The organism is Campylobacter sp. CNRCH_2016_3089 (assembly GCF_025772505.1).
GTDB lineage: Bacteria > Campylobacterota > Campylobacteria > Campylobacterales > Campylobacteraceae > Campylobacter_D > Campylobacter_D lari_D.
Genome location: NZ_JAKMSF010000001.1, coordinates 106,830 through 132,640 on the forward strand (window position 1 = coordinate 106,830; position 25,811 = coordinate 132,640).

Genomic DNA, 25,811 nt, shown 5'->3' on the forward strand with positions numbered 1-25,811 from the left:
AAATTTTAATTTTTTTAGGAGTATTAAAATGACAGTAATTAGACTTACAAAAATGGGACGCAAAAAAAGACCATTTTATCGTATAGTTGTAACTGATAGTAGAAAAAGACGCGATGGTAGTTGGATAGAAAGCATTGGATATTATAATCCTATGGTTGAACCTGAAGTAGTAAAATTTGATGCTGAGCGTTTAGCTTATTGGAAGAGCGTAGGTGCTAAATTAAGCGATAGAGTAGCAGCTATTACAAGCAAATAAAAATGGTTGAAAATTTTTTAAGAGAATACGCAAAACTAATTGTTGATTTTCCTGAAAAAGTTGATATACAAAAACAAAATTTAGAAAACAATTTTGCTGAAATTATCATTTATGTTGATCCGACTGATACTGGTAAGTTGATCGGAAAAAATGGGAAATTAATCAACGCAATAAAAACAGTTATTATGGCTTATAAAGTTAAAGATGCAACTTCATATCGTATAACGGTAAAAGCTATTGAAGAATGATTTGGTCCAAGTTGCTAAACTTGGGAAAAGTGTTGGTTTGAAAGGTTATGTAAAATTACATAATTTAAGTGATTTTTATGAGCAGTTTAAAGCAGGTGCTAAATTTTTTGATGGTAATCAAAAAATTTACACCATAAAAGCTTTCGATAAAACAAGATCTTTGGTTTTATTTGAAGATTTTGAGAATTTAGAATCTGCGAAAAAACTAACTAATATTACACTATTTCAAAGCATAAAAACTACAAAAGAAACTTGTAAGTTAAAAAAAGATGAGTATTTTTATTTTGATATTATAGGCTGTGAAATTTTTGAAAATGAACAAAAATTAGGTGTAGTTGAAGATATTTTAGAAAATGGAACTGGATTTTTATTCTGTATAAAATGCGATGAAAAACTACAGACAAAGGTTAAAAACTTTTATATTCCTTATGTTGATAAATATATTCAAAAAGTTGATATAGAAAATAAAAAAATATTCACACAATCTGCTTTAGATATTTTAGAAAATTCATGAAATATACTTTTGTAAGTTTATTCCCAGAGCTTATTGAGCCTTATTTTAAAGCTTCTATTTTGGCAAGGGCAAAAGAAAAAGGAATTTTAGAATTTGATTTTGTTAATCCTAGAAATTTTACTACAAATAAACATCTAAAAGTAGATGATTATAAAATAGGCGGTGGTGCGGGACTTTTATTACAAGCTCAGCCTTTATATGATTGTTTAACGCATATTAAAAGCCAAGATAAAAATACGCATTTTATTTTTCTTTTGCCATGTGCTAAAACTTTTAAGCAAATAGATGCTAAAAGATTAAGCGTCAAAGAGCATATTTGTTTTGTATGTAGTAGATATGAGGGTTTAGATGAGCGTATTGTGGAAGAATTTGCTAATGAAGTGTTTTCTATAGGAGATTTTATACTTACAGGTGGAGAGTTAGCATCTTTGGTGATGTGTGATGCTATTAGTAGAAATATTCAAGATGTTCTTGGAAATAGTGAAAGTTTAAGTGAAGAAAGTTTTGAAAATGATTTATTAGAAGCACCATCATTTTCTAAGCCATTTGTTTTTGAAAAGGAAAATAAAAAATTTTATGTTCCTTCAGAGTTTTTAAAGGGAAATCACGCTAAAATTACAGCTTTAAAAACTACTTTGGCGTCTTGCAAAACGAAATATTTTCGTCCTGATTTGTATCAAAAGCATGAACGCAAATTTTAAGGAATATCGTTATGAAAAATAAATACATTGAGCAATTTGAGCAAAAACAAATTGAAGGTAAAAATGTTCCAGAATTTCGTGCTGGAGATACTTTAAGACTTGCTATTCGCATTAAAGAAGGCGATAAAACAAGAATTCAAAATTTTGAAGGTATTTGTATAGCGCGTAGAGGAAATGGTGTAGATGAAACTTTCATTGTGCGTAAAATAGGCGCTAATAATGTAGGTGTTGAAAGAATTTTCCCTATTTATAGTGAAAGTTTAGAAAGTATTACAGTATTAAGAAGAGGTCGTGTACGCCGTGCTAGATTATTCTATTTAAGAGATAGAAGAGGTAAGGCTGCTCGTATTAAAGAACTTAAAAAATAAAATGAAATTTAGAACTCAAATGCATGAAGTAATTTCTTGGGAACAAGAAATTGAAAATGGCATAAATATATCTAAAAAAATAGAAAATGCTTATGCTAAGGAAATATGCATAAATATGTCAAAGGATAGCTTTATGAAAGATCATAAAGCACCTTTTGATATTACTATACAAGTATTAAAAGGCTCTATTGATTTTGGAGTTTTAAATCAGCAAATTCTACTTAAATCTTTAGATAGCATTAGTTTAAAAGCTAATGAAATTCATAATCTTTTAGCACTAGAAGATTCTATAGTGCGTTTAACTCTATATAAACAAGATAGCCTTGAACGCGTTGAGAGTGTTTTGAAATCTTAATTTAAGTCTCATTTTGTATAATTTTAGCTTACTTAAAATTAGGAAGTTAAGCTATGAAATGGACTAAAGATTCTTGGAAAAATTATAAAATTCAGCAACAGCCGCAATATCCTGATGAAAATGAACTACAAGATGTTGTTAAAAAATTAGAAAAATTACCACCACTTGTTTTTGCAGGTGAGGTAGATAAGTTAAAAAAATCTCTTGCTAATGTTGTAAATTCTCAAGCATTTTTACTCCAAGGAGGAGATTGCGCAGAGAGTTTTGTAAATTTTGGTGCTGATAATATAAGAGATATGTTTAAAGTTATGCTTCAAATGGCCATAGTGCTTACTTTTGCAGGATCTTGTCCTATTGTTAAAGTAGGGCGTGTTGCAGGACAATTTGCAAAGCCAAGAAGTAGTGATTTTGAAGAAGTAGATGGAGTAACACTTCCAAGTTATCGTGGGGATATTATTAATGGTTTTGAATTTAATGAAAAATCAAGAATAGCTGATCCTAAAAGAATGCTAGAAGCGTATTATCAAAGTGCTACAACTTTAAATTTATTAAGAGCTTTTTCAAGAGGTGGTTTAGCGGATTTAAGAGTAGTGCATAAGTGGAATTTGGGTTTTTTAAAAAAAGCAGAGCTTGGGAAAAAATATAATGAACTTAGTGAAAAAATCACTCAAGCTTTAGCTTTTATGCAAGCTTGTGGTATCACTGATACCCCAAATCTTTCCCAAACAGCCTTTTATACTTCCCATGAAGCCTTGCTTTTGCCTTATGAAGAAGCTTTAACTAGAGTAGATAGTTTAAGCGGGGAAATTTATGATTGTTCAGCACATATGCTTTGGATAGGTGAGCGTACTAGAAAAGCAGATGAAGCACATGTGCATTTTTTAAGTGGAGTAAAAAATCCACTCGGTGTTAAGCTTAGTGCTAATTATGATTTAGATGAAATAAAAAAGCTAGTAAGTATTTTAAATCCGCATAATGAAGCAGGAAGATTAAATTTCATCATCCGTATGGGATGTGATAAGATAGAAAATGCCTTGCCAAAATTATTTAAAGAGTTAAAACAAGAAGGGTTTAATATACTTTATAGCATAGATCCTATGCATGCAAATACGGTTAAATCAGGTAATTTTAAAACAAGAGAATTTGATAAAATTATTCAAGAAGTGCGTGCGTTTTTTGAGATAGCTATAAGTGAAGGAGTGTATCCTGGTGGGGTACATTTGGAAATGACAGGGCAAAATGTAACAGAATGTGTAGGAGGCTCTTTAAATATCACTCAAGAAGAACTTTCTAAACGCTATGAAACACAATGTGATCCAAGATTAAATGCTGACCAAGCTTTAGAATTAGCATTTATCATAGCAGACTTAGTTAAAAAGGCAAGAAAATGTTAAAATTTTATGGTATTAAAAATTGTAATAGTGTTAAAAAGGCCATGGATTATTTAAATTCTAAGCAAATTGAATTTGAATTTTTAGATATTAAAAAGCTAGACGAAGAAACTTTGGCTTTTTGGCTTAGCAAAAGGAGTGTTTTAGAGCTTGTAAATACAGCGGGTATGAGTGCTAGAAAATTAGGGTTAAATAAAGAAAAACTTCAAAATTTAAACCAAGATGAAATTAAAGTGATGATTTTGCAAAATCCAACGCTTATAAAACGCCCATTAATTATAAAAGATGATGAAGTTTTTATAGCTAAAGAGTATGAGAGTTTTTAAAATGCTAGAGTGAAAAACTCTAGCATTTAGGAGTTTCTCAAAAAATATTTTTTTAGAATTTGTATTTAAAACCTACTTGACCACTTACATAAGTTTCATTTTTACCATCTGTTTTACCAGCTAGTATTTGTTTAGCTCCAATACCTGCATTTAGGCTAAATTGCTCGTTAATATCTACATTTCCACCTATGATGATTTGTCCATAAGTTTTTTTCTTATCATCACTTTTTACGCTAGGTAGTGCTACTCCATTTAAACTCGCTACATAATCATCTCCATTATTCATTACATATTGTTCTATTTTTGGAGTGATAAATAAATACGATGTTTCGCTCATATATTTTCTAAATTCAGCACCAAGTTCTAAAGAAATAGAATTATTACTAGCGCTATTGACATCTTTTCCTGCAATTCCGTTTTCTTTATAGCTTGGGGTATGCGCATAGTAGTAGTTTGCTCCGGCAAAAGGTTTGATAAATAAGGTATTATTACTAAAATCAAAAATATATCCCATGTTAGCACTCAAACCAAGGAATTTTCTATTAAAGTCAGCACTATTTGTAGTGTTAAATCCTCTATTTACAATATCTTGATCTGTTGGAGAAATTTGAGCATAAGCCTTAACATTAACTTCTACCTTTGGACTTATATGGATATTAGAATAAGCGCCAAATTGGAAATTATCTGATTTTTGGGTTAAAAGATTATCTTTTATTTCAGCGTTTGCATAAGTAAAATAAGCACCAATAATAACATCATCATTGATTTTTCTATCCATACCTATAGTGGCTCCATATAAAGCACCACTATCTCCATCTATGATGTTTGCACCGCCTATTACATTACCCCAAATGCTGTTATTATAATTATCAACATAATTTCCTCTATAATCATTAGTAGCAAATCTTATTTGAGATAATTTTGTAGCGTAATTTCCATAAGGATTATTTAACATAGCTACACGAGAACCTATAGATACATCATTTGATACATTGATAGTCGAGTTTATACCCGATGAGGCTTGATTTGCATTTGAGATAGATTTAGCTGAATCTTTTATATCATTTGCTACTTGCTCTCCAGCTTTATCAAATTTAATACTACCTATTGCATTAAAATCTTTACCGAGTGCAAGTCCATCTAAAATTTTAGAAACAAAGTCTTTGTTAGAAGTTGAAACACTAGAATCGTTTTTAATATAATCATCATTAGAGATTATTCCACTTTCAGCATTGCTAATCATATCTTGAATTTGCTTTATTTGCTCATCAATTTTTGCAATGGCTTCATCTATTTTTTCTATATTAACACCTTCTTCATCTTTGGCATCTTCTAAATCAGTTTTAATTAATTCTAGATATTTTTTATCACTTTCTAAGACTTTCTTATTATTAAGTACATTTTCATTTGCGCCACCGCTAATTAAAAGCTTATTATCTTTTGTAGAAAGTTCATAATCAACAAAATCTTTTACATCTATAGCTCTTACAATTTCATAATCAAGTCCTAAATCTTTGCTACTCATACCTACAATGTTTTCAAAATTTTTACTTATGTTTGCACTAGCTTTGTTTGAGCTTGTTATATCTTCATTAAATCCTTCGCTTGCACTCATGAAAACATAATTATTTAAAGCCAAATCACCAAAGCTTGTTGTTCCTATGGAAAAGTTTGAATTTGTGATATTTGCTTTACCATTTACTTGTATGTGGTTTTGACTTTTATTACCACCTATGGTAAATAGAGTAGATTTATCTGCTGTAAAATTTCCATTTACTTCAAGAGAACCTTGTAGGCCATGCCCATCAGCGATTAAAATAGCTGAAGATTTTATATCATCTAAAACACCATCTGTAGGATTAGATGAACCTTTTATGCTAAAATCTCCATTTACGATGGATTTTCCATCTAAGCTTTGAAATATCACATCTGTTGCCTCAGTTTTTTTAGCATTAATGGTATAGTTTGTTACATAACTAGCACCTTCGGAAGTATTTTTCAAAGTAAGATTATTAGAATTTAAGTTAATATTTACTCTTGAGAGATCTTTAAATTCATCGTTAGCTATAGCATTAGCTAGGTCTGTCATTGTGAGATTTATAGCTAAGTCTTGATTGGTATGTTCTTGTTTTAGATTGAAATTTTGACCATCACTGGTTTCAAAATAATTTTTCATAGTGTCATCTGTTATGGTAATTTCTTGTGCTAAGATAGCACCGCTTAATAAAGCACTAATACCAACTCCCATTAAAACTTTACTTGTGTAATAAGAAAGTTTCATTTGATTACTCCTTGTAAATTTAAATTGAAAAAAAGCATTATACCCCCCCCCATAAATTTAAGTTTAAAGTAAATGAAAAAAATATAAATATTAGATTATTGCAAAGTAAGAAAGTTTTTAAGTAGCTTTTTGCCATTTTGACTCAGTATGGCTTCAGGGTGGAATTGAACTCCATAAATATCGTATTTTTTATGTTTTAAAGCCATGATGATATTATCTTCACTATGGGCTAAAATTTCACATTTTCCACCTATATGATTAACATAAAGAGAGTGATATAAACAAATTTTAAAATTTTGTTTAAGATTTTTAAAAAGTGGGTTTGGTTTAAATTTTATAGTTTTTACCTTACCATGAGTTGGGTTTGGAAGTTTAGAAATTTTACCACCAAAAACATGTGCTATACATTGGTGTCCTAGACAAATTCCAAGAATTTTTTTATCTTTTTTAAAATACTTTATAGCTTTTAAACTTAACTTTGATTCTTTTGGAGAATTTGGTCCAGGGGAGATTAGAAGATGGGTAAAATCATATTTTTTAAGCTTTTTTGGATTTTTGAATTTATCGTTTTTAATAATTTTATAAGTAATGTTTAATTCTTTTAAATAAAAGGCTATGGTGTAGGTAAAAGAATCATAATTATCTATAATCAAAACTTTCACAAAAATACCTTTTTTAAGCCTCTTAAAGAATTAATAGCATAAATTTCTTTAGCATTTAAAAGCTCATCTTTAGTGATATCTTTTTCTTTGATGAGCTTGTGTTTTAAGAGTGTTTGTCTATAAATACCATTTAGGCAGTTTTTAGCATAAGGGGTAAAATACTCATCATTTAAATTTATAATAATGTTACTTCTTGAACCCTCACAAAGTATGCCTTTTTCATCAAAAAAAACTATGTCATAGCAAATATTTTCTTTCCATAGATGAGAATTTGCCTCATATAAACTACGCAGAGAAGTTTTATGGTGTGTTAAAAGATTTACTTTTATGATGTCTTTACTTATGAGTAGTTTTTTGCTTGAATTTTCTTGTATATTGCTAAAATCAAACTCATAAAGGCCATTTTTAAAAAGTTTTAATTTAATAGCCTTTGAGCATTTTTGAGTAAAATTACTTTTTGTAAAAAAATGATGATGATTGAAAACAAAATTGTTAAAATTTTGTAAAGATTTAAAATGGAATTTTTTATCTTTACTCTCTAGTATATTTTTAAAATCATGTTTTAATCTTTGAGTATCAAAGCCAAAAAAATTAGCTGAGTTTAAAATTCTTGTCAAATGTTCTTTGAAAAATAAAATAGAATGATTTTTATAATACATTGTTTCAAATAAATAAAAGTTAGGTTTTAAAATTTTACTTTTTAGTTTTAATTCTTCAAATTCATCTTGTTTTTGTGAGTCCCACACAAGTCCGCTTCCTACACCATATCTTAAAAAATCATCATTATTTTTTTTCTCTAAAGTGCGTATGGCTACGCTAAATTTTGCTTTATCTTTATGGATTAAACCTATTGCTCCACAATAAATCCCGCGTTTTCTTTGCTCTAAATTTTCTATGAGTTTAATAGTTTCTATTTTGGGTGCACCCGTGATAGATCCACATGGAAAAAGGGCTTTGAAAATTTTAAAATAATCATTTTCTTGTTTTAATTTCCCACTTATTTTTGAAATGAGTTGGTGTAAGGTAGGGTAGGTTTTAACCTTAAAAAGTTTGCATTTTAAAGAATGTTTTTTGATGAGTTTTGAAATATCATTGCGTAATAAATCAACTATCATTACATTTTCGCTAATAGTTTTTTCATCGCATTTTAAAAAGTTTTTTAGATTTTCATCTTCTTTTGGATTATTTGAGCGTTTGATTGTGCCTTTCATGGGTTTTGTGATGATTTTTTTATTTTTGATTTTAAAAAAAAGTTCAGGTGAAAATGAAGCCAATTCTAAAAATTCATTTTTCATATAAGCTTTATAGGGGGTATTTTGCTTAGGATAAAGGCTTAAAAAACTCTCATACACATTAAGATTTGATTGTAAATGTAGTTCTTGAGTAAGATTAACTTGATAACTTTGACCTTTAGCTATGGCTTCTTTGACTTTGTCAAAGTTTTCAAAATACTTTTCTTGGTTTAAATTGGATGAAAAACTTGGATAAAAGTCTAAATTTTTTTCTTCGTTCGTAAAGATTTTTTTTGATTTAAAAGCAAAAAAATATAAAAAAGGCTCTTTGCTTTTATAATTTTTATCTTCTAGATATTTATAGAATTCATATTGAATATAGCCTAAAAAATAATATTGATTTTTATATTTTTCTATGATTTTAAAAGCTTTTTTACTTTCTTTTTGAGTGTGAGCTTTAAGAGTGAAGGCAAGATCATCATAAAGGTATTTTCCAAATATAGCAAATGCCATTTAAAATCTTTGATTTAGAAAAATACAAATAAAGCTAATAATACACATATTTTTGCTCTAAATTGCTAAGTTAAAAAGCTTTTGACGAGATTTTGTATAAGCAAATTCCATCCATCTACCAAAACAAAAATAAGCAATTTAAAAGGCATGGAAATCATAACAGGTGGTAACATCATCATACCCATAGCCATTAGCACTGAGCTTACTACCATATCAATAACTAAAAATGGCAAGAAAAGTAAAAAGCCTATTTCAAAAGCAGTTTTGAGTTCACTTATCATAAAAGCAGGCACTAAAACCGTTAAAGGAACATCATCTATGGTTTTTGGATTTTCTAAATTTCTGATCCTATAAAAAAGTGCTAAGTCTTTTTCTCTGGTATTTTTTAACATGAAATCTTTAAAAGGTTTAACGCCTTTAGCAAAGGCTTCTTCATAGCCTATTTGTTCAGCAATATAGGGTTTTATGCCTTCATTGTATGATTTTGTAGCAACAGGTTCCATAATAAAAAAAGTTAAAATCAAAGCTAGTGTCGCTAAGATAGTATTTGGAGGCATGGTTTGTGTGCCAAGAGCAGTTCTTAAAAAAGAAAAAACTACTATAAGTCTTAAAAATGAAGTCATTACAAAGATGATAGTTGGAGCAAGTGCTAGTATAGTTAAAACTATAATTATATTTAAAGTTGTTACGAGCTGTTGAGGGCTATTTGGGGCACTAAGGCTTAAATTTACAGTTGGTATAGTTGCTTCAGCACCAAAAAGAGCTAGGCTTGATAAAAATAAAACTAGTAAAACCCTCAAAATATTTCCTTGGTTAAAATTAAAAGCATTATTTTAGCAATTTTACTCTTAAAAATGCAATTTATATGATTGAATTAATGGTTTATTTTTAAAATGCTAGAGTGAAAAACTCTAGCATTTAGGAGTTTCTCAAAAAATATTTTTTTAGAATTTGTATTTAAAACCTACTTGACCACTTACATAAGTTTCATTTTTACCATCTGTTTTACCAGCTAGTATTTGTTTAGCTCCAATACCTGCATTTAGGCTAAATTGCTCGTTAATATCTACATTTCCACCTATGATGATTTGTCCATAAGTTTTTTTCTTATCATTACCTTTGATGATAAAATTTGAATTTGATCCAACAAATCCAGCTATATAATCATCTCCATTATTCATTACATATTGTTCTATTTTTGGAGTGATAAATAAATATGATGTTTCGCTCATATATTTTCTAAATTCAGCACCGAGTTCTAAAGATATGGAATTATTTGTCATACTTTGAACATCTTTTGCAAACATACCACTTTCTTTATAACTTGGAGTGTGTGCGTAGTAGTAATTTATACCAGCAAAAGGCTTGATGAATAATGATGATGAATTTGGATTAAAAATTCTACCGGCATTAGCACTTAAACCAAAGAATTTACTATCAAAATAAGCCTTATTAGAATCATTTAACATTACAACACTTTGATCTGTTGGAGAAATTTGCCCGTAAGCTCTTAGATTAATTTCCCATTGATCGTTTGGATTAATTAAAGAATAAATACCAAATTGATAGTTATCTGATTTTTGTTCCATAACTCCATCTTTGATAGTTGAATCAGTGTAAGTAAAGTAAAAACCAAGCAAAGCATTATCATTGATTTTTCTATCAGCACCTAGTGTAAATCCATATAAAGCACCACTATCTCCATCTATGATATTTGCACCACCAAAAACATTACCCCAAAAGCTATTATTAAATGAAGAATTTCCATAATAATTATAAACATCGCTTGCTAGTGCTGCTATATGGGTTGTAGCAAATTTTTCTACTAAAGCTTTATCTTGATAAGGATTTGAAAGTTTTGCTATTCTTGTTCCAATTGCTAGGTCATTTGCTACACCTATAGATGAATTAACAGAAGAATTTTGAGCATTATTTACTATAGCTTTTGCACTTGCTTTTGTATTTGTGGTAAGTGTGTTTAGATTTTTTCCTGTGGTATCTAGAGTGAGTGCTGCGATAGCATCATTGCTAAGTTTAGAATCTAAAATACTATTTAGCATATTTACAGCTAAATTTTTATTTTCTAAGCTAACATCTTTCATATTTTCAACTAAATCACTACCATCAAATTTTCCACCATTATTTTGTATATCTTGGATTTGTTGTTCTAATTTTTTAATTTGTTCTTGCAGTTCTTTTTCTGCTTGTGCTATGGCTTCAAGCATAGCATCATCGCCAATATATCCTGGTTTTTGGTAGGAATTTTTGTTATATTCTTCATCATATTCTATATTCTTTTTTATATTCTCAAAAGTATCTAAAGCTTCTTTTCTAATATCAATTTCAGATTTTAATATTTTTGATAAATCTCTTACATTTTCATTAGCACCACCGCTAATTAAAAGACTTTTGCCATCATTAGAAACACTAAGTTTATAATCTGTAAATTGAGCCAAATCAGTATCTTCAAAAAATACATTTTTTGGAAGTAAATTACTTGTTTCAAGCATGCTCGTTATATCTTTAGTATATAGTGCCGTTACTATGTTTTTATCTATATCTTGGTTAAAATTGCCTGTTGTTTTTATAGCTACATAGTTGTTTATACCTAAATTTGAAACACTATTTGTGCTTATGCCTATAGCTGAATCTTTTATATTTACATCTCCATCTACAGAGATTAAGCCACCTTTTTTATTTGCATCAAATATACCAATAAAAGAATTGTTTACATTTAAATTTCCTTGTATGCTCATATAGCCATCTTTTTCGCCATATCCATTCCATACATTTAAAGCAGGTCTATCAAGTTCTTCGTTGCTTATATTATCATTTGTTATAGGTGAGCTGCCTTTTAGTGTAACATTTCCTTTTATATTAAAAGCTTTATTTGCTTCTAAGGTAGCTCTATCAGAATTTAAAATGATTTCTTTTGCTTCTAAATTAACACTATATAAATCATATTTTGCTTCATTAGTTGAAGTGCTACCTACATCTATCCAGTCTGAATCAGATCCTATGGTTAAAACGCCACTTGTTTTGATGTTAAATTCATTTATAGGTTTATCATTATTTTCTCCACCATAGTATGATTGAATATCTGAAGGACTTATTTTTAATTCTATATTTTCTTTAGAATCTAAACTCCAAATTCCATCTTTATAGTTAAAAAAATCAGAAAAATTTCCATGATTTATCTCTTGAGCTAAAGCAGCACCGCTTAATAAAGCACTAATGCTAACTCCCATTAAAACTTTACTTGTGTAATAAGAAAGTTTCATTTGATTACTCCTTGTAAATTTAAATTGAAAAAAAGCATTATACCCCCCCCATAAATTTAAGTTTAAAGTAAATGAAAATCTGTAAAAAACAAATAACAACTAGTAAGAATTTTTACTTTAGCTTGTTAAAATAAGCAATAATTTTTAAAACAAAGGTAAATTATGAAAATTTCTGTGCTTATTTTGGCTGCTGGACTTGGCACGCGTATGAAATCACAAAATCCAAAAGTGCTTCAAAAAATTTGCTCAAAAGCAATGATTTTACATATTTTAAAACAAGCATATAAAATTAGTGATGATGTATGTGTGGTGCTTTCTCATCAAAAAGAAAAGGTTGAACAAGTTGTTTTAGAGCATTTTCCAAATACACGCTTTTTAGAACAAGACTTGCAAAATTTTCCAGGTACTGCAGGGGCTTTAAGGGGTTATGAGAGTAAGCATGAAAAAGTGTTGATTTTATGTGGCGATATGCCTTTGGTTAAAGTAGATGATTTAGAAAAAATAGCTTTAAATGAGAGTGATTTTAATGTGGCAGTTTTTGAGGCAAAAGATCCAAAAAGTTATGGAAGAATAGTTTTAAAAGAAAATAAAATTCAAAAAATAGTAGAAACAAAAGATGCAAGCAAAGAAGAACTTGCTATAAACATTTGCAATAGTGGTGTTTATGCTATAAAAGCACAAATTTTAAAAGAAGTATTGCCTTTGATAAAAAATGATAATAAAGCTAAAGAGTATTATTTAACCGATGCGGTTTATTTAGCAAAAGAAAAGGGCTATGAAATCGATGCGGTGTTTGTAAATGAGCAAGATTTTATGGGGGTAAATGATAAAATTGAGCTTTGCCTAGCTCAAGATCTTATGCAGGAAGCGATTAAAAAAGAATGGATGAAGCAAGGAGTGATTTTTCACATGCCTGCGACGACTTTTATTTCAGATGAAGTTGAGTTTGTAGGTGAGTGTGAAGTGTATGAAAATGTGCGTATAGAGGGAAAATCAAAAATCATTAATTCTATCATCAAAAGTTCAAGTGTGATTGAAGATAGTATAGTAGAAAATAGCGATGTAGGGCCTTTAGCGCATTTGCGTCCAAAATGCCAGCTTAAAAATACCCATATAGGAAATTTCGTAGAATGCAAAAATGCTTTATTAAATGGAATTAAAGCAGGGCATTTGAGTTATTTAGGGGATTGTGAGATAGATGAGGGAACTAATATAGGTTGTGGTACTATCACTTGTAATTATGATGGGGTTAAAAAGCATAAGACCAAAATAGGTAAAAATGTTTTTGTAGGTTCAGATACGCAATTTATCGCTCCGGTTGAGATAAAAGATGAGGTAATCATCGCAGCAGGAAGCACCGTGTGTAAGGATGTAGAAAAAGGCTCTTTGTATATTAATAGAGCAAAGACGCAAATTATAGAAGATTTTTACTATAAAAAACTAGGTAAAAAATGAAAACAATCTTACTAGCAGTAAGTGGAAGCATAGCCTTTTATAAAGCTTATGAGCTTATTTCTTTATTAAAAAAAGAAGGTTTTAGGGTTAAAGTTTTACTAAGTTTGGGAGTTTTAAAATTTGGCACTAAGCTTAGCTTTGAAGCTTTAGTGGATGAAGTTTTATGTGAAGATAATGAAAGTTGGCAAAATACTAATAATCATATAGCTTTTAGCAAGACTTGCGATTGTGTGCTTTTTGCGCCTGCTAGTATAAATTCTATTAATAAATTAAACTATGGTATAGCAGATAATTTATTCATTCAAACTTTAATAGCAGTGGATAAAAATAAGCCATTTTTAATCGCACCCGCTGCAAATACAAACATGTATTTACATTTTAGCACTCAAAATTCTTTAAAAAATTTAAAAGAGCAAGGTTGTATTATCATTGATCCTATAGTTAAAACTCTAGCTTGTAAAGATGAAGGATTAGGAGCTTTGGCTGAGCTTGATAGTATTATAAATGCTTTAAAAAGAAGTCTAATGCAGGAAGATTTTTTTAAAGATAAAAGTTTTATTGTAAGTGGTGGTGGCACTAAAGAAAAAATTGATGATGTAAGATGTATTAGTAATTTTTCAAGTGGAAAAATGGCAAAGGCGGTTGCTGATGCTTTATATTTTTTAGGTGCTAAGGTGGTGCTAATTAGCTCAGTAGAGTTTAAAACACCTTATAAATTAGAAAAATTTGAATCTTCTTTAGAACTAAAAGAAAAATTGCAAAAATACAAAGATTTTGATGCTTTAATTATGGCTGCTGCTGTGAGTGATTTTACTCTTGAGGCTTACAAGGGTAAGATTAAGAAAAATGAGCATTTAAACGGACTTGATTTAAAATTAAAGCTTAATGAGGATATCTTAAAAAATTTAGATTTTAAAGGCAAAAAAATAGGCTTTAAAATGGAATTTGATGAGCAAAATGCTTTAGAAAATGCTAAAAAATCTTTAGTTAGTAAAAATTTAGATATGGTGTGTTTAAATGTCTTAAATGAGCAAATGAACTTTGGAAGTGATGAAAATAGCATTTGTTTTATCACTAAAGATAGTATCTCTCAAAGTTTTAAACAAAGCAAAGAAAAACTTGGTTTTATTTTAGCACAAGAATTAAGGAAACTTTGGTGAATATCATCAACTCAACCTTACCTGTAAGAATGCAAATTTTAGAAAAACGCGCATATAATCGCTATGTATTGCTTTTAAACACTAAAAAGCTTGAAACAAAAAGTTTGATAGAGCTTGAAGTAGGGGAGGAGTATTTAGCTGAAGTTTATGAAGATAAAGGCGTGATTTCTTTTAAAAATCTTTTGAAAAAGCCTAAAATTAGACTTTTTGAAGAAGGGACTGAACTTATAGAAAAGCTTTTACAAGAAGGTGATGAAAAAGCTTGGTATAAAAAATTCATTATCCAAAGACTTATGGAAAGCAAAAGCGCATATGAGTTTGAAATTTATAAGGAAATGTTTTTTGCGTTTTTTGAAGGAATTTATCATATACCTTTTGTTTATGAGGGAAATAGAGCTTTATTTGAAGCTAAGAAAAATGGAAATATTTTAGAGGTGTATTTGTATTTTGAAATTTTTGGTGCTTTAAAAATTATAATTGATAATGGTAAAATCATACGCATACAAACACCTTTTGCCAAAGTAGCACATTTTTTAAACGAGTATTTTAAATTTGAAGTAGTTAATACGCTCAATCCTATGTTTGTTTTTAAAAGATTGATGGATATAAAGGGATAGAATGAATGAGTTAAAGCATCTTGCTGTAGTAATGGATGGCAATAGAAGATGGGCTAGAAAAAATGGACTTTTAGAAAAAATTGGCTATAGTCAAGGTGCTAAAGTTGTTGAAAAAATTATAGAAGTATGTATAGATGAAAAAATTCAAAATCTAACCCTTTATGCTTTTAGTACAGAAAATTGGCAAAGACCAAAAGAAGAAGTGGAGTTTCTTTTTAAGCTGTTAAATAAATATCTTGATGAATCTTTAAATAAATTTATAGCTAATGAAGTGTGTTTTAAAGCCATAGGAAATTTAAGTCTTTTAGATGAATTAACCTTAAAAAAAATACAAAATTTTCAAGAACAAACTAAAAATTACACAAAATTATGCGTAAATTTAGCTATTTCTTACGGAGGCAAGGATGAAATAGTTAGAGCGGTTAAAAAGGTGATTGAAAAAAATCTTGAAATTAATGAAGCAAATATACAAGCAAATCTTGACTTAAGTGAAGATGTGGATTTGTTTTTAAGGGTAGGGAGTGCTAAAAGAATTTCAAATTTTTTATTATGGCAATCAAGTTATGCAGAAATTTATTTTAGTCAAACCTTATTTCCTGCACTTACTAAAAAAGAAATCACAAATATCATTACTGAGTTTAAAAAACGCAAAAGAACCTTTGGTAAATGATATTTTTATTTTTATTACTAGGGCTTTGTGTGGGTTCTTTTGTCAATGTTTTGATTTTAAGAACGATTAATAAAGAAAGCATAATAAGCCCAAGATCAAAATGTCCTAAGTGTTTTAAAACTTTGAAATTTTATCATCTTTTTCCTTTGTTATCTTTTGTATTTTTAAAAGGCAAATGTGCTTTTTGTAAAGAAAGAATTTCTTTGATTTATCCTTTTAATGAATTTATTTGTGCGTGTTTGTTTGTCTTTGCTTTTTATTTAATCGAAGATGTTTTTCAAATTTTAATTTTTGCTTGTATGCTAGCTGTATTATTAGCACTTTCTTGGATGGATTATTATCTAAAAGCAGTGAGTGAGCTTTGGCTTTGGATTTTGTTTATTTTAGCTTTTTGTTTTGATTTTTTACAAAATGGCTTAAATTTAGAGGATTTTCAAGATAGCTTTTTGTTTCGAGTGTGTTTTGGGGCGGGGTTAATTTTCATACTAAAAAGTGTGATTAATTTTATTAAAAATTTTAAAAAAAGAGATGAAATTTTAGAAAGTTTAGGGGAAGGTGATGTTATAATAATAGCTTTGATTTTTGGAATTTTTGGCTATGAAAAAGGCTTTGTGATTTTATTTATTGCAAGTTTTTTAAGTCTTTTGATGTTTATAAAAATAGCCAAGAAAGATTATCAAATGCCTATGATTCCTTTTTTATTTTGTGGAATTTTGATTAATCTAAGTATAGAAAGTATATTATGAAACTAGTTTATAAGTATTTGCTTAATCAGTTTTTAAGTACAATGTTATCTTTATTTTTTACTTTATTTATTATTGTTTCGATTATTTTTTTTATACAACTTGCTAAAATTACTGCTTATATTGAAATTACTTTTTTTGAATTAATCAAATTATATATTTTTCTTTTACCAAAGATATTAATTTTTACTCTACCCATATCTTTTTTCATAGCTTTGACTTTGGCCTTTTATAGACTTTCTAGGGAAAATGAAAGCACAGTGTTATTTGCTTTGAGTATAGCTCCAAGCATGATAGCAAGTTTTTTTGCAAAAATTGCAGCTTTGGTAAGTGCTTTTATGCTTGTGGTGGTTTTGGTTTTTATACCTATATCTTTTGAACTTTTTGATAATTTTGTAGATTATAAAAAAATTAGTGCTAAAGTAAGTATAAAAACAGGGGAATTTGGACAAAGATATGGAGAATGGCTTGTTTTTATCGATGCCAAAAATTCTGATGAAACTTATAAAAATATCATAATGTATCATCCAAAGAAAAACCCACAAGATAAAGAACAAGTGATTTTAGCCAAAGAAGGAAAGTTAGAAACAAATGATGGGGTTATTACTTTTAAGCTAGATGAAGGAAAAGCTTATGAGATTAAAGAAGAAGATTGGCATATTTCTAGTTTTAAAAATTTATTAATTAAAAGCAAACTTTCTTCTAAAGAATTAAATACTCAAAGTTTTTATGGGTATTGGTCTGATGTAACAAGCAATAAAGAAAAAGCAAAAGAATTTGTTATTTATATTCTTATAGCTTTATTTCCTTTAGCTAGCGTGCTTTTTGCACTCTCTTTTGGTATAGTAACTTATCGTTATGAAAAAGGTTTTGCTTATTTTGGAATTTTTGTGATTATTTTTGCTTATTTTACGCTTTTGATTAGTTTTTATAATCCTCCTTTTGTAGCTATTGCTGTGATTTTTTCAAGCTTTTTAATTACTTCTTTGTTTTATTTTAAAGCAAAAATTGCAAGTAAGTATTAATGCTTTTAAAATTAACTTTTTCTTATGATGGTTCTAAATTTCAAGGTTCAGCCACCCAACCACATAAGCTTAGTGTTCAAGATACCTTAGCGCAGGCCTTGTCGCATTTGGGTATTTATGAAAAGCCTTTATTTGCTTCAAGAACTGATAAAGGTGTGCATGCATTTAATGCAGTCGCTTGCGTAAAAGCGGGAGAACATTTTAAAGATTTTGTATATTTAAAAAATAAAATCAATCATTTTACACACCCATTTATACATATAAAGCATATCCAAAGAATGCAAGAAAATTTCCAAGTGCGTTTTGATGTGCAAAAAAGAGCATATCGCTATATTATAAGTCATGGAAAATATAATCCCTTTTTAGCCTCATATGTGTATTTTTATCCAAAAATAAATATTAAATTAGCCAAGGAAATTGCTTTTTTATTTGAAGGAGAGCATAATTTTAAACTCTTTCAAAAAGAAGGCTCTGATAATAAAACAAGTACAAGAAAAATGTATAAAACTAGAGTTTATGCTTATAAAAATTACACTGTGTTTTATTTTGAAGCAAATGGTTTTTTAAGATCTCAAATTAGAATGATGATGGCAAGTATTTTAAAAGTATTAGAAGGAAAAATGAGCAAAAATGATCTTTTAGAGCAAATCAATGCCAAAAAAGCTCATTGTAGATTTTTAGCTCCTGCTAGTGGTTTGTATTTGAGTAAGATTTCTTATTATAATAATGCATGATTTTTTTATGTATAAAAAATGAAAAAAGAATGATCAAGGTCCCTATGCAAAAAGGTAGTAGCTCTACATCTACTCCAAAAATACTCATATTGATAAAAATACTTATAGGTATAATAGCATTATTCATCAAAGCTAAAACCCCGCTATCTACTTCAGTGGAGCCTTTGTTCCATAAAAAATATCCAAATCCTGAAGCAATAGTCCCAAGATAAATCAAAGCTATCCAAGAACTTAAATTGGATGGTAAATTATTATAATCTCCAAAAAATAAAAAAGCAGGTAGGGTTATACTAGTTGCGCCTAAATAAAAATAAGCGAAAGCTTCTTTTTGATTTAAATTTGTATTTTTTTCTAATAAAATTTTATAAAAACTTTGTCCAGCGCCAAATACTAAATTAGCTCCTTGAATAAGTAAAAAACCATATAAAAAATTAGAGTTAATATTATCAAATTTAACTACAAAAGCACCTACAATACATATAAAAATACTTATAAAATATAAATATCTAAGATTTTTTGAAAAAAGCCCATAAAAAAGTACAACATAAAAAGGTGTAAAAATCGTAAAAAGTGCCACTTCGCTTACACTTAAATATAAAAAAGAATGATAATAAAATAAATTCATCACACCAAGTTGTAAAGCTCCAATGCTTATGAGTTTTAGTTTTAAATGCAAATTCAGCTTAAAATTTAAAAAAGGTAAAAATACTAATAAAGACAAAAAAACTTTTGCAAATGCAGCAAAAAAACTATCCATTTCTAAGGTTATAAAATGCCCAATTAATGGAAAAGAAAAAGCCCAAATAAAACTTGCTAGTAATAAACTTGGCATTTTAAAGCACACCTTCTAATTTAAGTAAAGCTTCTTTGATAAATAAACCACCATTGTATCCGCCTAAGTGATTTTTAGCTACCACTCTATGACAAGGTATAAAAATTGCAAGTTTGTTTTTAGAATTTGCATTACCTACCGCTCTAAAAGCTTTTGGATGATTGACAAAAGAAGCAATTTCTTGATAGGTTTTAGTTTGTCCATAGGGAATTTTAATTAAAGCTTTATATACTTTTTGCTCAAATTCGCTCCCCTGAAGAGCTAGGGGTGTATTAAAGAAAAAAAGTTTTTTATTAAAATAAAGGTCTAACTCTTCTAAGGCTTGTTCTAAAATAGTGTGTTTATCTTTAGTAAAATTGGGCTTATATGTTATAAAATCAACATTGATAAGTTTATTTTCATTGCTCTGCAAAAGAATATAAGCAAAACTAGCTTTGTAAAAACTTTGATACATTTTTTCCTCATTTTAAAATAATCATTGTATGAATTTTAAATTAATTAATTGTTATTAAAGCAAAAATTTAGTTAAAATAGTGATTTAATTTATATCAAAGGAAAATATTTGAGGATTTTATTATTTAGTTTGATTATAAGTTTAAATGCATTAGCTTTAGATTACACTTGCGGGTATGTCAAAGAAAATAAGATGGATTTTTTTAAAGAGTTTAAACCACAAGTTTCTCAAGATTTTGCTCAAGTAGATTTAAATTGCGATTTTTCTTTAAAAAATAATCAAATTACAAAAAGATTATATGAGCTTGCTAATGAAATTAGAGGAAGTAATAGTGCCTGTATGGGAGGGGAATATTTTAGCGATTTGAGAAAATTTGATTTTAAATTATTAGAAATTGCGCTTGATCCGCAAGTTTATCAAAAAACTTTACAAGATCCTATAATACTTGAAGAAAAATTTGCAAAATTAAAAGCTTATTTTAGATTTTGGGCTTATCAAAGTATAGGAAATTTTAAGCTCTTTAAGGAATTTTGGAAAGAGTATAATAATGCGATTAATCCTTTAACAAAATATTTTCAAAACGAATTTAATTTAGATAAAGCAAGTGCTATTTACTTTGCTAGTAATGCTTTGAATGAATTTTTAAATTGGGCAGTTGGTGAGACTAAAATCTTTAAAGATATTTCGGACTTTGAAAAATTTGTGGCTAATAAAAACAACTCTTTAGGACAAATAAAAGAATATATTTATTCTAAAAAAATTAGCAATTTAGAATTAAATAATGGTTTTAAATCTGCTTTGTTAAACAATAGAGAAAGTCAAATTATAAGTGAGTTTATAAAATTAGGTGTAAAAATAAATGAAGGTTATGAGTCTGCTTTGTTTTTTGCATTAGATAGTGCAGATAATGTCAAGCTTTTATTAGAAAATGGGGCTATTATTGATTATAGAAATTCTTTTGGAAAAACACCTTTGTTTTATGCAGTTGAATACAACAATTATAAGGTTGCAAAAGTTTTATTAGAAAATGGAGCTAATGTAAATCAAAAATACATTAACGATAATGAAAAACTTTCTATTGCTAGTATGGGAAGTAATACGCCATATTTCATTACTTTATGTGCACTTGAGCATACTTCTAAAAATATTTTTATGCATGGAGCAAACTATGCAGATGTAAAAATGCTTAAGTTGCTTATAGATTACAAAGCAAATTATAAAGAAATTGATGATTTGGGATTTAATGCTCTTGATTTTGCCATAATTGCAAAAAAAGAACAAAATATTAAATATCTAAAAAAACTTGGTTTAAAGGAAAATGAGAATTTAATGCTATATGAAGAGACACAGCCATGAAAATTGCTTTAATAACTGGAGTAAGTTCAGGTTTTGGACTAGAGAGTTTAAAAGCTTTAATAGAACTTGATTATAAAGTTATAGCTATAGCAAGACGCAAAGATAGATTAGAAAAACTACAAGAGCTTTATGGGGATAAAATTTATCCCATAGAACTTGATGTTAGAGATAAACAAGCAGTTTTTGCATCAATTGAAAATTTACCTCAAGATTTTGGCAATATTTCTTTGCTTATTAACAACGCAGGTCTTGCTTTAGGTTTAAATGAATTTGATTCTTTGGATATTGAAGATATTGAAGCCATGGTAGATACTAATATCAAAGGCTTTTTATATGTAGCAAGAGCTGCTTTACCTTTACTTAGAAAAGTAAAAAATGCCCACATAATTAATCTTGGCTCAATTGCAGCTAATGTGCCTTATTATGGAGGTAATGTTTATTGTGGAACCAAGGCTTTTGTGGCACAATTTTCCAAAGCTTTAAGAACGGATTTGCGTGGAAGTAATATAAAAGTAACAAATATTGCTCCAGGACTTTGTAAAACTGAATTTAGTGAAGTGAGATTTAAAGGTGATATTAAAAAAGCTGATGAGATTTATGAAAATACTAAATATATCAAAGCTGAAGATATAGCAAAAATTATTACTTTTATCATTAGCTTACCTGAGCATATTAATATTAACGAAATAGAGCTTATGCCTGTGACTCAAACATGGGCAGGAACTTTTAGCGAAAAAATATAAAAACTTAAGGATAATTATGAAAATTTTTTATTTATTATTAGCTCCTTTGTTGTTATTTGCTGATGCACAAGCAAATGCGGAACTTTTTGGAGCTTGGACGCTTTTACCACCGGTGATAGCTATTATTTTAGCTTTTGTTACTAAAGATGTAGTACTTTCGTTATTTATTGGTGCATTAAGTGGTACTTTTATGTTAGGACTTATTGAAAATAGTATTTACCATGCTATCATAGCTTCTTTTACAGGCTTTATTTCTAAAGTGGTAAATGCTATGGCAAGTCCTGGTAATGCAGGAATTTTATTGCAAGTTTTAACCATAGGTGGTGTTGTAGCTCTTATTACTAAAACAGGGGGGACAAAAGCAGTAGCTCTTTGGCTTTCTACTAAAGCTAAACAAGTAAAAAGCTCACAATTTGCTACTTGGTGTATGGGAATTTTTATTTTCTTTGATGATTATGCCAATTCATTAATCGTAGGTCCTATCATGCGTCCGGTAACAGATAAATTTAGAGTAAGCCGTGAAAAACTTGCTTTTATTATGGATGCAACTGCAGCACCAATTACCGGTCTTGCTATCATTTCTACTTGGATAGGACTTGAAATTTCTTTAATTCGTAGCGGATATGATCTAATTGATAATGCAACTTTTGCACATTTAGGTGTAGTAAAAGAAGAAATTAACGCTTTTGAAATTTTTGTACAAACCTTACCTTATAGATTTTATAATCTTTTTATGTTGATTTTTGTTGTTTTGACTATTTATACAGGTAGGGAATTTGGACCTATGTTAAAAGCTGAACTTAGAGCTAGAGCGGGTAAATTTTCTCATGGTCATGAGCAAATTGATAATATAGAAGATAAGGTCTTAGAGCCAAAAGAGCATGTAAAATTGCAAGCTTCTAATGCTATTATACCTTTGGCTGTTTTGATTGTGTTTTCATTTATAGGTTTTTATTTTAGTGGTTATAATGCCTTAGATGATGTGAGTGTTAAAGCACAAATTGATGCAGCACCGTTTAGTTTATTTGCTTTTAGAGAGACTTTTGGCGCAGCTGATGCTTCAGTTGTATTATTTCAAGCAGCACTTTTAGCTACCATAGTAGCTATTATTTTGGGAATGTATAGAAAAATATTTACTTTAAAAGAAGCTATTGCGGTTTGGACTCATGGCTGGAGAACTATGATTATGACTGTGATTATTTTACTTTGTGCATGGTCATTAGCTTCTGTGATTAAAGATTTGGGGACTTCTAAATATTTAATTGATTTATTTTCAGATAAAACACCTCTTTATTTGCTTCCTACAGCAATTTTTATTTTTGCTTCTATTATTTCTTTTTCAACGGGAACTAGTTATGGAACTATGGGTATTTTAATGCCTTTGGCTATTCCTTTAGCTATGGCTGTTGGGGTTCATAATGAATTAAGCGGAGCAGAGTTACACCAATATATGATTATTAATATTTCAGGGGTTTTAACAGGAGCTATTTTTGGAGATCATTGCTCGCCAATTTCTGATACAACTATACTTTCGTCTATGGGAAGTAAGTGTGATCTTTTAGCTCATGTTAGTACACAAATGCCTTATGCTTTGAGTGTTTGTGCTATTAGTATACTTTGTGGTTATTTACCGGTAGCATTAGGACTTAATGTGTGGCTAGGACTTGTTTTTGGAATCTTAGCTATGATAGTTTTACTTTTTGTGGTTGGCAAAAAGGTAGATGCGTAAATGCATTTTGAAGAAAAAATTGCTTTAAACAAAGCATTGTTTTCTTCTTTATATGATGGAGAAATTCAGTGCTTTAAATCACCTTTAAAAGCTTATAGAACTAGGGCGGAATTTTCTATATATCATCATGAAAATGGGAAAATTTCTTATGCAATGTTTGAAAATAAGAAAAAAATTCCTATTGAAAATTTTGATATAGCAGATGAAAAAATTCAAAAATATATGCCTATTTTATTAAATAATCTAAATGAAAATTTAAAAGAAAAGCTTTTTGGAGTAGAGTTTTTAGCTACAAAATTAGATTTAAGTATAACTTTACTTTTCCATAAAAATATAGAGCTAATCACACAAGATTTACAAGAATTAGCAGAAAAATTAAATCTCAAGCTCATAGCAAGAAGTAGGGGTAAAAAACTTGTATTTAATGGAGAAAATTTAAGACAAATTTTAAATATCAATACAAATGAATTTTTATATGAGTTTAATAATGATTGTTTTATCCAACCCAATACTTTTATTAATGAAAAGATGAACGAATGGGTTGTATCTTGTGTAGAGAGTGATTTTAAGCAAGATTTATTAGAGCTTTATTGTGGTTATGGAAATTTTACCATAGCTTTAGCAAGAAATTTTAAAAAAGTTTTAGCAACTGAAATTTCTAAGAAAAATATTGAGTTTGCTTTAAAAAATTGCGTTTTAAATTCTATTGAAAATATAACTTTTACAAGGCTTTCTAGTGAAGAGTTAAGTCAAGCATTGAAAAAAGAAAGGGAATTTAATCGCTTAAAAGACATAGATTTAGATGGTTTTAAAATATCTCATGTCTTAGTTGATCCTCCAAGAGCAGGACTTGATTTAAGTGTGATTGAACTTATTAAAAATTATGAAAATATCATTTATATATCGTGCAATCCTATCACTTTAAAAGAAAACCTTGAGAAATTATGCAAAACTCATAAAATATCCAAATTTGCATTTTTTGATCAATTTGCAAACACAAATCATCTTGAATGTGGTGTTTATTTGAAAATCAAATAACAATATAAAACATTAATTTTGCACATATTACAATAATTATAGTAAAAATAAATACAATAGGATGAATATATGCATGAAAAGGATTTTGTTTTTTTAAGATTATTTTATAAAAAAGAGAAAATAGTATTAATATAAAAATACAAAAAGCAAAGAATATTTTGCAAATAAATATCCAATTTAATGAATTTAAGTGAAAATGAGCTAAATATAAACCGCTAAGAAATAAAATCAATACAATAGGTGGCATTATTTTAATTGTATTTTTTATATCCAAATTTAATTTTCTTAATAAGAATACATCGGTAAATAAAAATCCTATAAAAAATATAGCACAAAATAAATGTATTATTAGTATATAAGGATAAATATCGATCATGATTACAACCTTTATTGCGATAATTTTTAATATTTTACAATACTCAGTGGTAAAATTTATTGACTTATGTTAAATTATATTAAGCATTATAAAATAATAATGCAAGTTTTATTAGTATAAATAAAGTCTCTAATGTCATAGTTTAATCTAAGCTAATTTGAGTTTGTCAATACTACAAATATTTGTAAATTTAAAATATTATAACAAAGTTACAAGCTTTAATTTTTTGATATTTTTTATCTTAAATGTAGAATGTATTTAAGGAAAAAACTTATATAAGTTAGAATTTATGTAATCTTTGTTACTATTAAAATAGTTGATTTAATCAATTAATTTTTACAAAGGATTTCTCATATTTTTTCAAAAAATTACTTATACAAATAGAAAAATACTCTATAAAGTCAATGAAATTTTAAAGCCATTTGGATTGAAATCAAGTGATTGGAGAGTTTTTGTTTATTTAAGCCATCATCAAAATAGCACTTTAGCTCCAATATGTGAATTTTATCAAATGGATAAAGCTATACTTTCTAGAGTTGTTTCCAAACTAGCAAAACTTGAATATATAGAGTTTTTAAAAGCTGATGATAAAAGAGAAAAGATCATTACTTTAAGTGCCAAGGGTAAAGAAATTTTTTTTGATGCAAATGTTTGTATAAGAAAATATGAAAAAGAAATCTTAGATATATTAGATGAACAAGATCAAGAAGTGCTTTTAAAATTACTTGATTATATCAATGAAAAAATTTAA

27 protein-coding genes are annotated in these 25,811 nt (G+C 28.3%); 20 read left to right on the forward strand and 7 right to left on the reverse strand.

The features are described 5' to 3' along the window. Window positions 1–28 precede the first annotated feature (28 nt). Genes rpsP through L8W69_RS00590 form a run of 8 tightly spaced genes read left to right on the forward strand, consistent with a single transcriptional unit; the run spans window position 29 to window position 4,159 of the window. Window positions 29–256: a 30S ribosomal protein S16 gene (gene rpsP, locus L8W69_RS00555; RefSeq protein WP_012661702.1), complete on the forward strand. Its 228-nt coding sequence runs from the start codon at window positions 29–31 to the stop codon at window positions 254–256. A 2-nt stretch (window positions 257–258) separates the two neighbouring features. Continuing rightward, window positions 259–504, forward strand: a complete 246-nt coding sequence (locus L8W69_RS00560) for a KH domain-containing protein (protein ID WP_043019956.1) — start codon at window positions 259–261, stop codon at window positions 502–504. Next, complete coding sequence (gene rimM / locus L8W69_RS00565) at window positions 494–1,018, forward strand: ribosome maturation factor RimM (protein WP_263666154.1); 525 nt, start codon at window positions 494–496, stop codon at window positions 1,016–1,018. Before L8W69_RS00560 ends, rimM begins: the two co-directional genes overlap by 11 nt. Then, entirely contained in the window at window positions 1,015–1,719 is a 705-nt protein-coding gene (trmD, locus tag L8W69_RS00570) for a tRNA (guanosine(37)-N1)-methyltransferase TrmD (protein WP_263666155.1), read from the forward strand. The genes rimM and trmD overlap by 4 nt, the downstream gene beginning before the upstream one ends. Before the next feature lie 11 nt (window positions 1,720–1,730). Continuing rightward, a complete protein-coding gene (gene rplS, locus L8W69_RS00575) occupies window positions 1,731–2,087 on the forward strand; it encodes a 50S ribosomal protein L19 (protein WP_012661698.1) in 357 nt (118 codons plus the stop codon). A gap of 1 nt (window position 2,088) precedes the next feature. After that, a complete protein-coding gene (locus L8W69_RS00580) occupies window positions 2,089–2,442 on the forward strand; it encodes a cupin domain-containing protein (RefSeq protein ID WP_243705616.1) in 354 nt (117 codons plus the stop codon). A gap of 53 nt (window positions 2,443–2,495) precedes the next feature. Further along, window positions 2,496–3,836 carry a class II 3-deoxy-7-phosphoheptulonate synthase gene (locus L8W69_RS00585; protein ID WP_133318753.1) on the forward strand — a complete coding sequence of 447 codons (1,341 nt, stop codon included), beginning with the start codon at window positions 2,496–2,498 and terminating at the stop codon, window positions 3,834–3,836. Then, window positions 3,830–4,159, forward strand: coding sequence for a Spx/MgsR family RNA polymerase-binding regulatory protein (locus L8W69_RS00590; RefSeq protein WP_263666156.1), 330 nt, complete (start codon window positions 3,830–3,832; stop codon window positions 4,157–4,159). Before L8W69_RS00585 ends, L8W69_RS00590 begins: the two co-directional genes overlap by 7 nt. Window positions 4,160–4,211: 52 nt before the next feature. Here L8W69_RS00590 and L8W69_RS00595 read toward each other — a convergent pair whose 3' ends face one another. The 5 genes from L8W69_RS00595 to L8W69_RS00615 form a co-directional block, all read right to left on the reverse strand. Next, window positions 4,212–6,440: an autotransporter outer membrane beta-barrel domain-containing protein gene (locus L8W69_RS00595; protein WP_263666157.1), complete on the reverse strand. Its 2,229-nt coding sequence runs from the start codon at window positions 6,438–6,440 to the stop codon at window positions 4,212–4,214. A 95-nt stretch (window positions 6,441–6,535) separates the two neighbouring features. After that, window positions 6,536–7,102 (reverse strand): anthranilate synthase component II, encoded by a 567-nt coding sequence (locus L8W69_RS00600; RefSeq protein WP_263666158.1) that lies wholly within the window; start codon window positions 7,100–7,102, stop codon window positions 6,536–6,538. Beyond that, window positions 7,099–8,847 (reverse strand): bifunctional anthranilate synthase component I family protein/class IV aminotransferase, encoded by a 1,749-nt coding sequence (locus tag L8W69_RS00605; RefSeq protein WP_263666159.1) that lies wholly within the window; start codon window positions 8,845–8,847, stop codon window positions 7,099–7,101. Before L8W69_RS00605 ends, L8W69_RS00600 begins: the two co-directional genes overlap by 4 nt. 65 nt (window positions 8,848–8,912) lie before the next feature. Continuing rightward, window positions 8,913–9,647 carry a flagellar type III secretion system pore protein FliP gene (gene fliP / locus L8W69_RS00610; RefSeq protein WP_133318758.1) on the reverse strand — a complete coding sequence of 245 codons (735 nt, stop codon included), beginning with the start codon at window positions 9,645–9,647 and terminating at the stop codon, window positions 8,913–8,915. Between the two features lie 144 nt (window positions 9,648–9,791). Continuing rightward, window positions 9,792–12,128, reverse strand: a complete 2,337-nt coding sequence (locus tag L8W69_RS00615) for an autotransporter outer membrane beta-barrel domain-containing protein (protein ID WP_263666160.1) — start codon at window positions 12,126–12,128, stop codon at window positions 9,792–9,794. A 162-nt stretch (window positions 12,129–12,290) separates the two neighbouring features. Here L8W69_RS00615 and glmU point away from each other — a divergent pair, with 162 nt between their 5' ends. From glmU to truA, 7 genes are read left to right on the forward strand one after another with little or no spacing between them, the layout of a single operon-like run. Next, complete coding sequence (gene glmU / locus L8W69_RS00620; protein ID WP_263666161.1) at window positions 12,291–13,583, forward strand: bifunctional UDP-N-acetylglucosamine diphosphorylase/glucosamine-1-phosphate N-acetyltransferase GlmU; 1,293 nt, start codon at window positions 12,291–12,293, stop codon at window positions 13,581–13,583. Further along, window positions 13,580–14,743 carry a bifunctional phosphopantothenoylcysteine decarboxylase/phosphopantothenate--cysteine ligase CoaBC gene (coaBC, locus tag L8W69_RS00625; protein ID WP_263666162.1) on the forward strand — a complete coding sequence of 388 codons (1,164 nt, stop codon included), beginning with the start codon at window positions 13,580–13,582 and terminating at the stop codon, window positions 14,741–14,743. Before glmU ends, coaBC begins: the two co-directional genes overlap by 4 nt. Beyond that, window positions 14,740–15,360 carry a hypothetical protein gene (locus L8W69_RS00630; protein ID WP_263660976.1) on the forward strand — a complete coding sequence of 207 codons (621 nt, stop codon included), beginning with the start codon at window positions 14,740–14,742 and terminating at the stop codon, window positions 15,358–15,360. Before coaBC ends, L8W69_RS00630 begins: the two co-directional genes overlap by 4 nt. A 1-nt stretch (window position 15,361) precedes the next feature. Beyond that, on the forward strand, window positions 15,362–16,030 hold the full coding sequence (gene uppS / locus L8W69_RS00635; protein WP_220567269.1) for a polyprenyl diphosphate synthase: 669 nt from the start codon (window positions 15,362–15,364) through the stop codon (window positions 16,028–16,030). Then, window positions 16,027–16,776 carry a prepilin peptidase gene (locus L8W69_RS00640; protein WP_263666163.1) on the forward strand — a complete coding sequence of 250 codons (750 nt, stop codon included), beginning with the start codon at window positions 16,027–16,029 and terminating at the stop codon, window positions 16,774–16,776. Before uppS ends, L8W69_RS00640 begins: the two co-directional genes overlap by 4 nt. Continuing rightward, window positions 16,773–17,798, forward strand: a complete 1,026-nt coding sequence (locus L8W69_RS00645) for an LptF/LptG family permease (protein ID WP_214100351.1) — start codon at window positions 16,773–16,775, stop codon at window positions 17,796–17,798. Before L8W69_RS00640 ends, L8W69_RS00645 begins: the two co-directional genes overlap by 4 nt. Next, window positions 17,798–18,532, forward strand: a complete 735-nt coding sequence (gene truA / locus L8W69_RS00650; RefSeq protein ID WP_263666164.1) for a tRNA pseudouridine(38-40) synthase TruA — start codon at window positions 17,798–17,800, stop codon at window positions 18,530–18,532. The genes L8W69_RS00645 and truA overlap by 1 nt, the downstream gene beginning before the upstream one ends. On the opposite strand, the gene L8W69_RS00655 is transcribed toward truA, so the two are convergent. Further along, window positions 18,486–19,364 carry an EamA family transporter gene (locus L8W69_RS00655; protein WP_263660096.1) on the reverse strand — a complete coding sequence of 293 codons (879 nt, stop codon included), beginning with the start codon at window positions 19,362–19,364 and terminating at the stop codon, window positions 18,486–18,488. The two genes, truA and L8W69_RS00655, sit on opposite strands and share 47 nt — an antisense overlap. A 1-nt stretch (window position 19,365) precedes the next feature. Continuing rightward, window positions 19,366–19,818, reverse strand: coding sequence for a methylated-DNA--[protein]-cysteine S-methyltransferase (locus L8W69_RS00660; RefSeq protein WP_263660973.1), 453 nt, complete (start codon window positions 19,816–19,818; stop codon window positions 19,366–19,368). A 108-nt stretch (window positions 19,819–19,926) separates the two neighbouring features. On the opposite strand from L8W69_RS00660, the gene L8W69_RS00665 reads away from it, so the two are divergent. The 5 genes from L8W69_RS00665 (at window position 19,927) to L8W69_RS00685 (ending at window position 25,811) form a co-directional block, all read left to right on the forward strand. Then, complete coding sequence (locus tag L8W69_RS00665) at window positions 19,927–21,174, forward strand: ankyrin repeat domain-containing protein (protein WP_220567259.1); 1,248 nt, start codon at window positions 19,927–19,929, stop codon at window positions 21,172–21,174. After that, on the forward strand, window positions 21,171–21,917 hold the full coding sequence (locus L8W69_RS00670; RefSeq protein ID WP_220567258.1) for an SDR family NAD(P)-dependent oxidoreductase: 747 nt from the start codon (window positions 21,171–21,173) through the stop codon (window positions 21,915–21,917). Before L8W69_RS00665 ends, L8W69_RS00670 begins: the two co-directional genes overlap by 4 nt. A 16-nt stretch (window positions 21,918–21,933) precedes the next feature. Continuing rightward, window positions 21,934–23,646, forward strand: a complete 1,713-nt coding sequence (locus L8W69_RS00675; RefSeq protein WP_263666165.1) for a Na+/H+ antiporter NhaC family protein — start codon at window positions 21,934–21,936, stop codon at window positions 23,644–23,646. Continuing rightward, window positions 23,647–24,684 (forward strand): tRNA (uridine(54)-C5)-methyltransferase TrmA, encoded by a 1,038-nt coding sequence (gene trmA / locus L8W69_RS00680; protein ID WP_220567256.1) that lies wholly within the window; start codon window positions 23,647–23,649, stop codon window positions 24,682–24,684. 803 nt (window positions 24,685–25,487) lie between these two features. Further along, window positions 25,488–25,811, forward strand: a complete 324-nt coding sequence (locus tag L8W69_RS00685; RefSeq protein ID WP_133318774.1) for a MarR family winged helix-turn-helix transcriptional regulator — start codon at window positions 25,488–25,490, stop codon at window positions 25,809–25,811.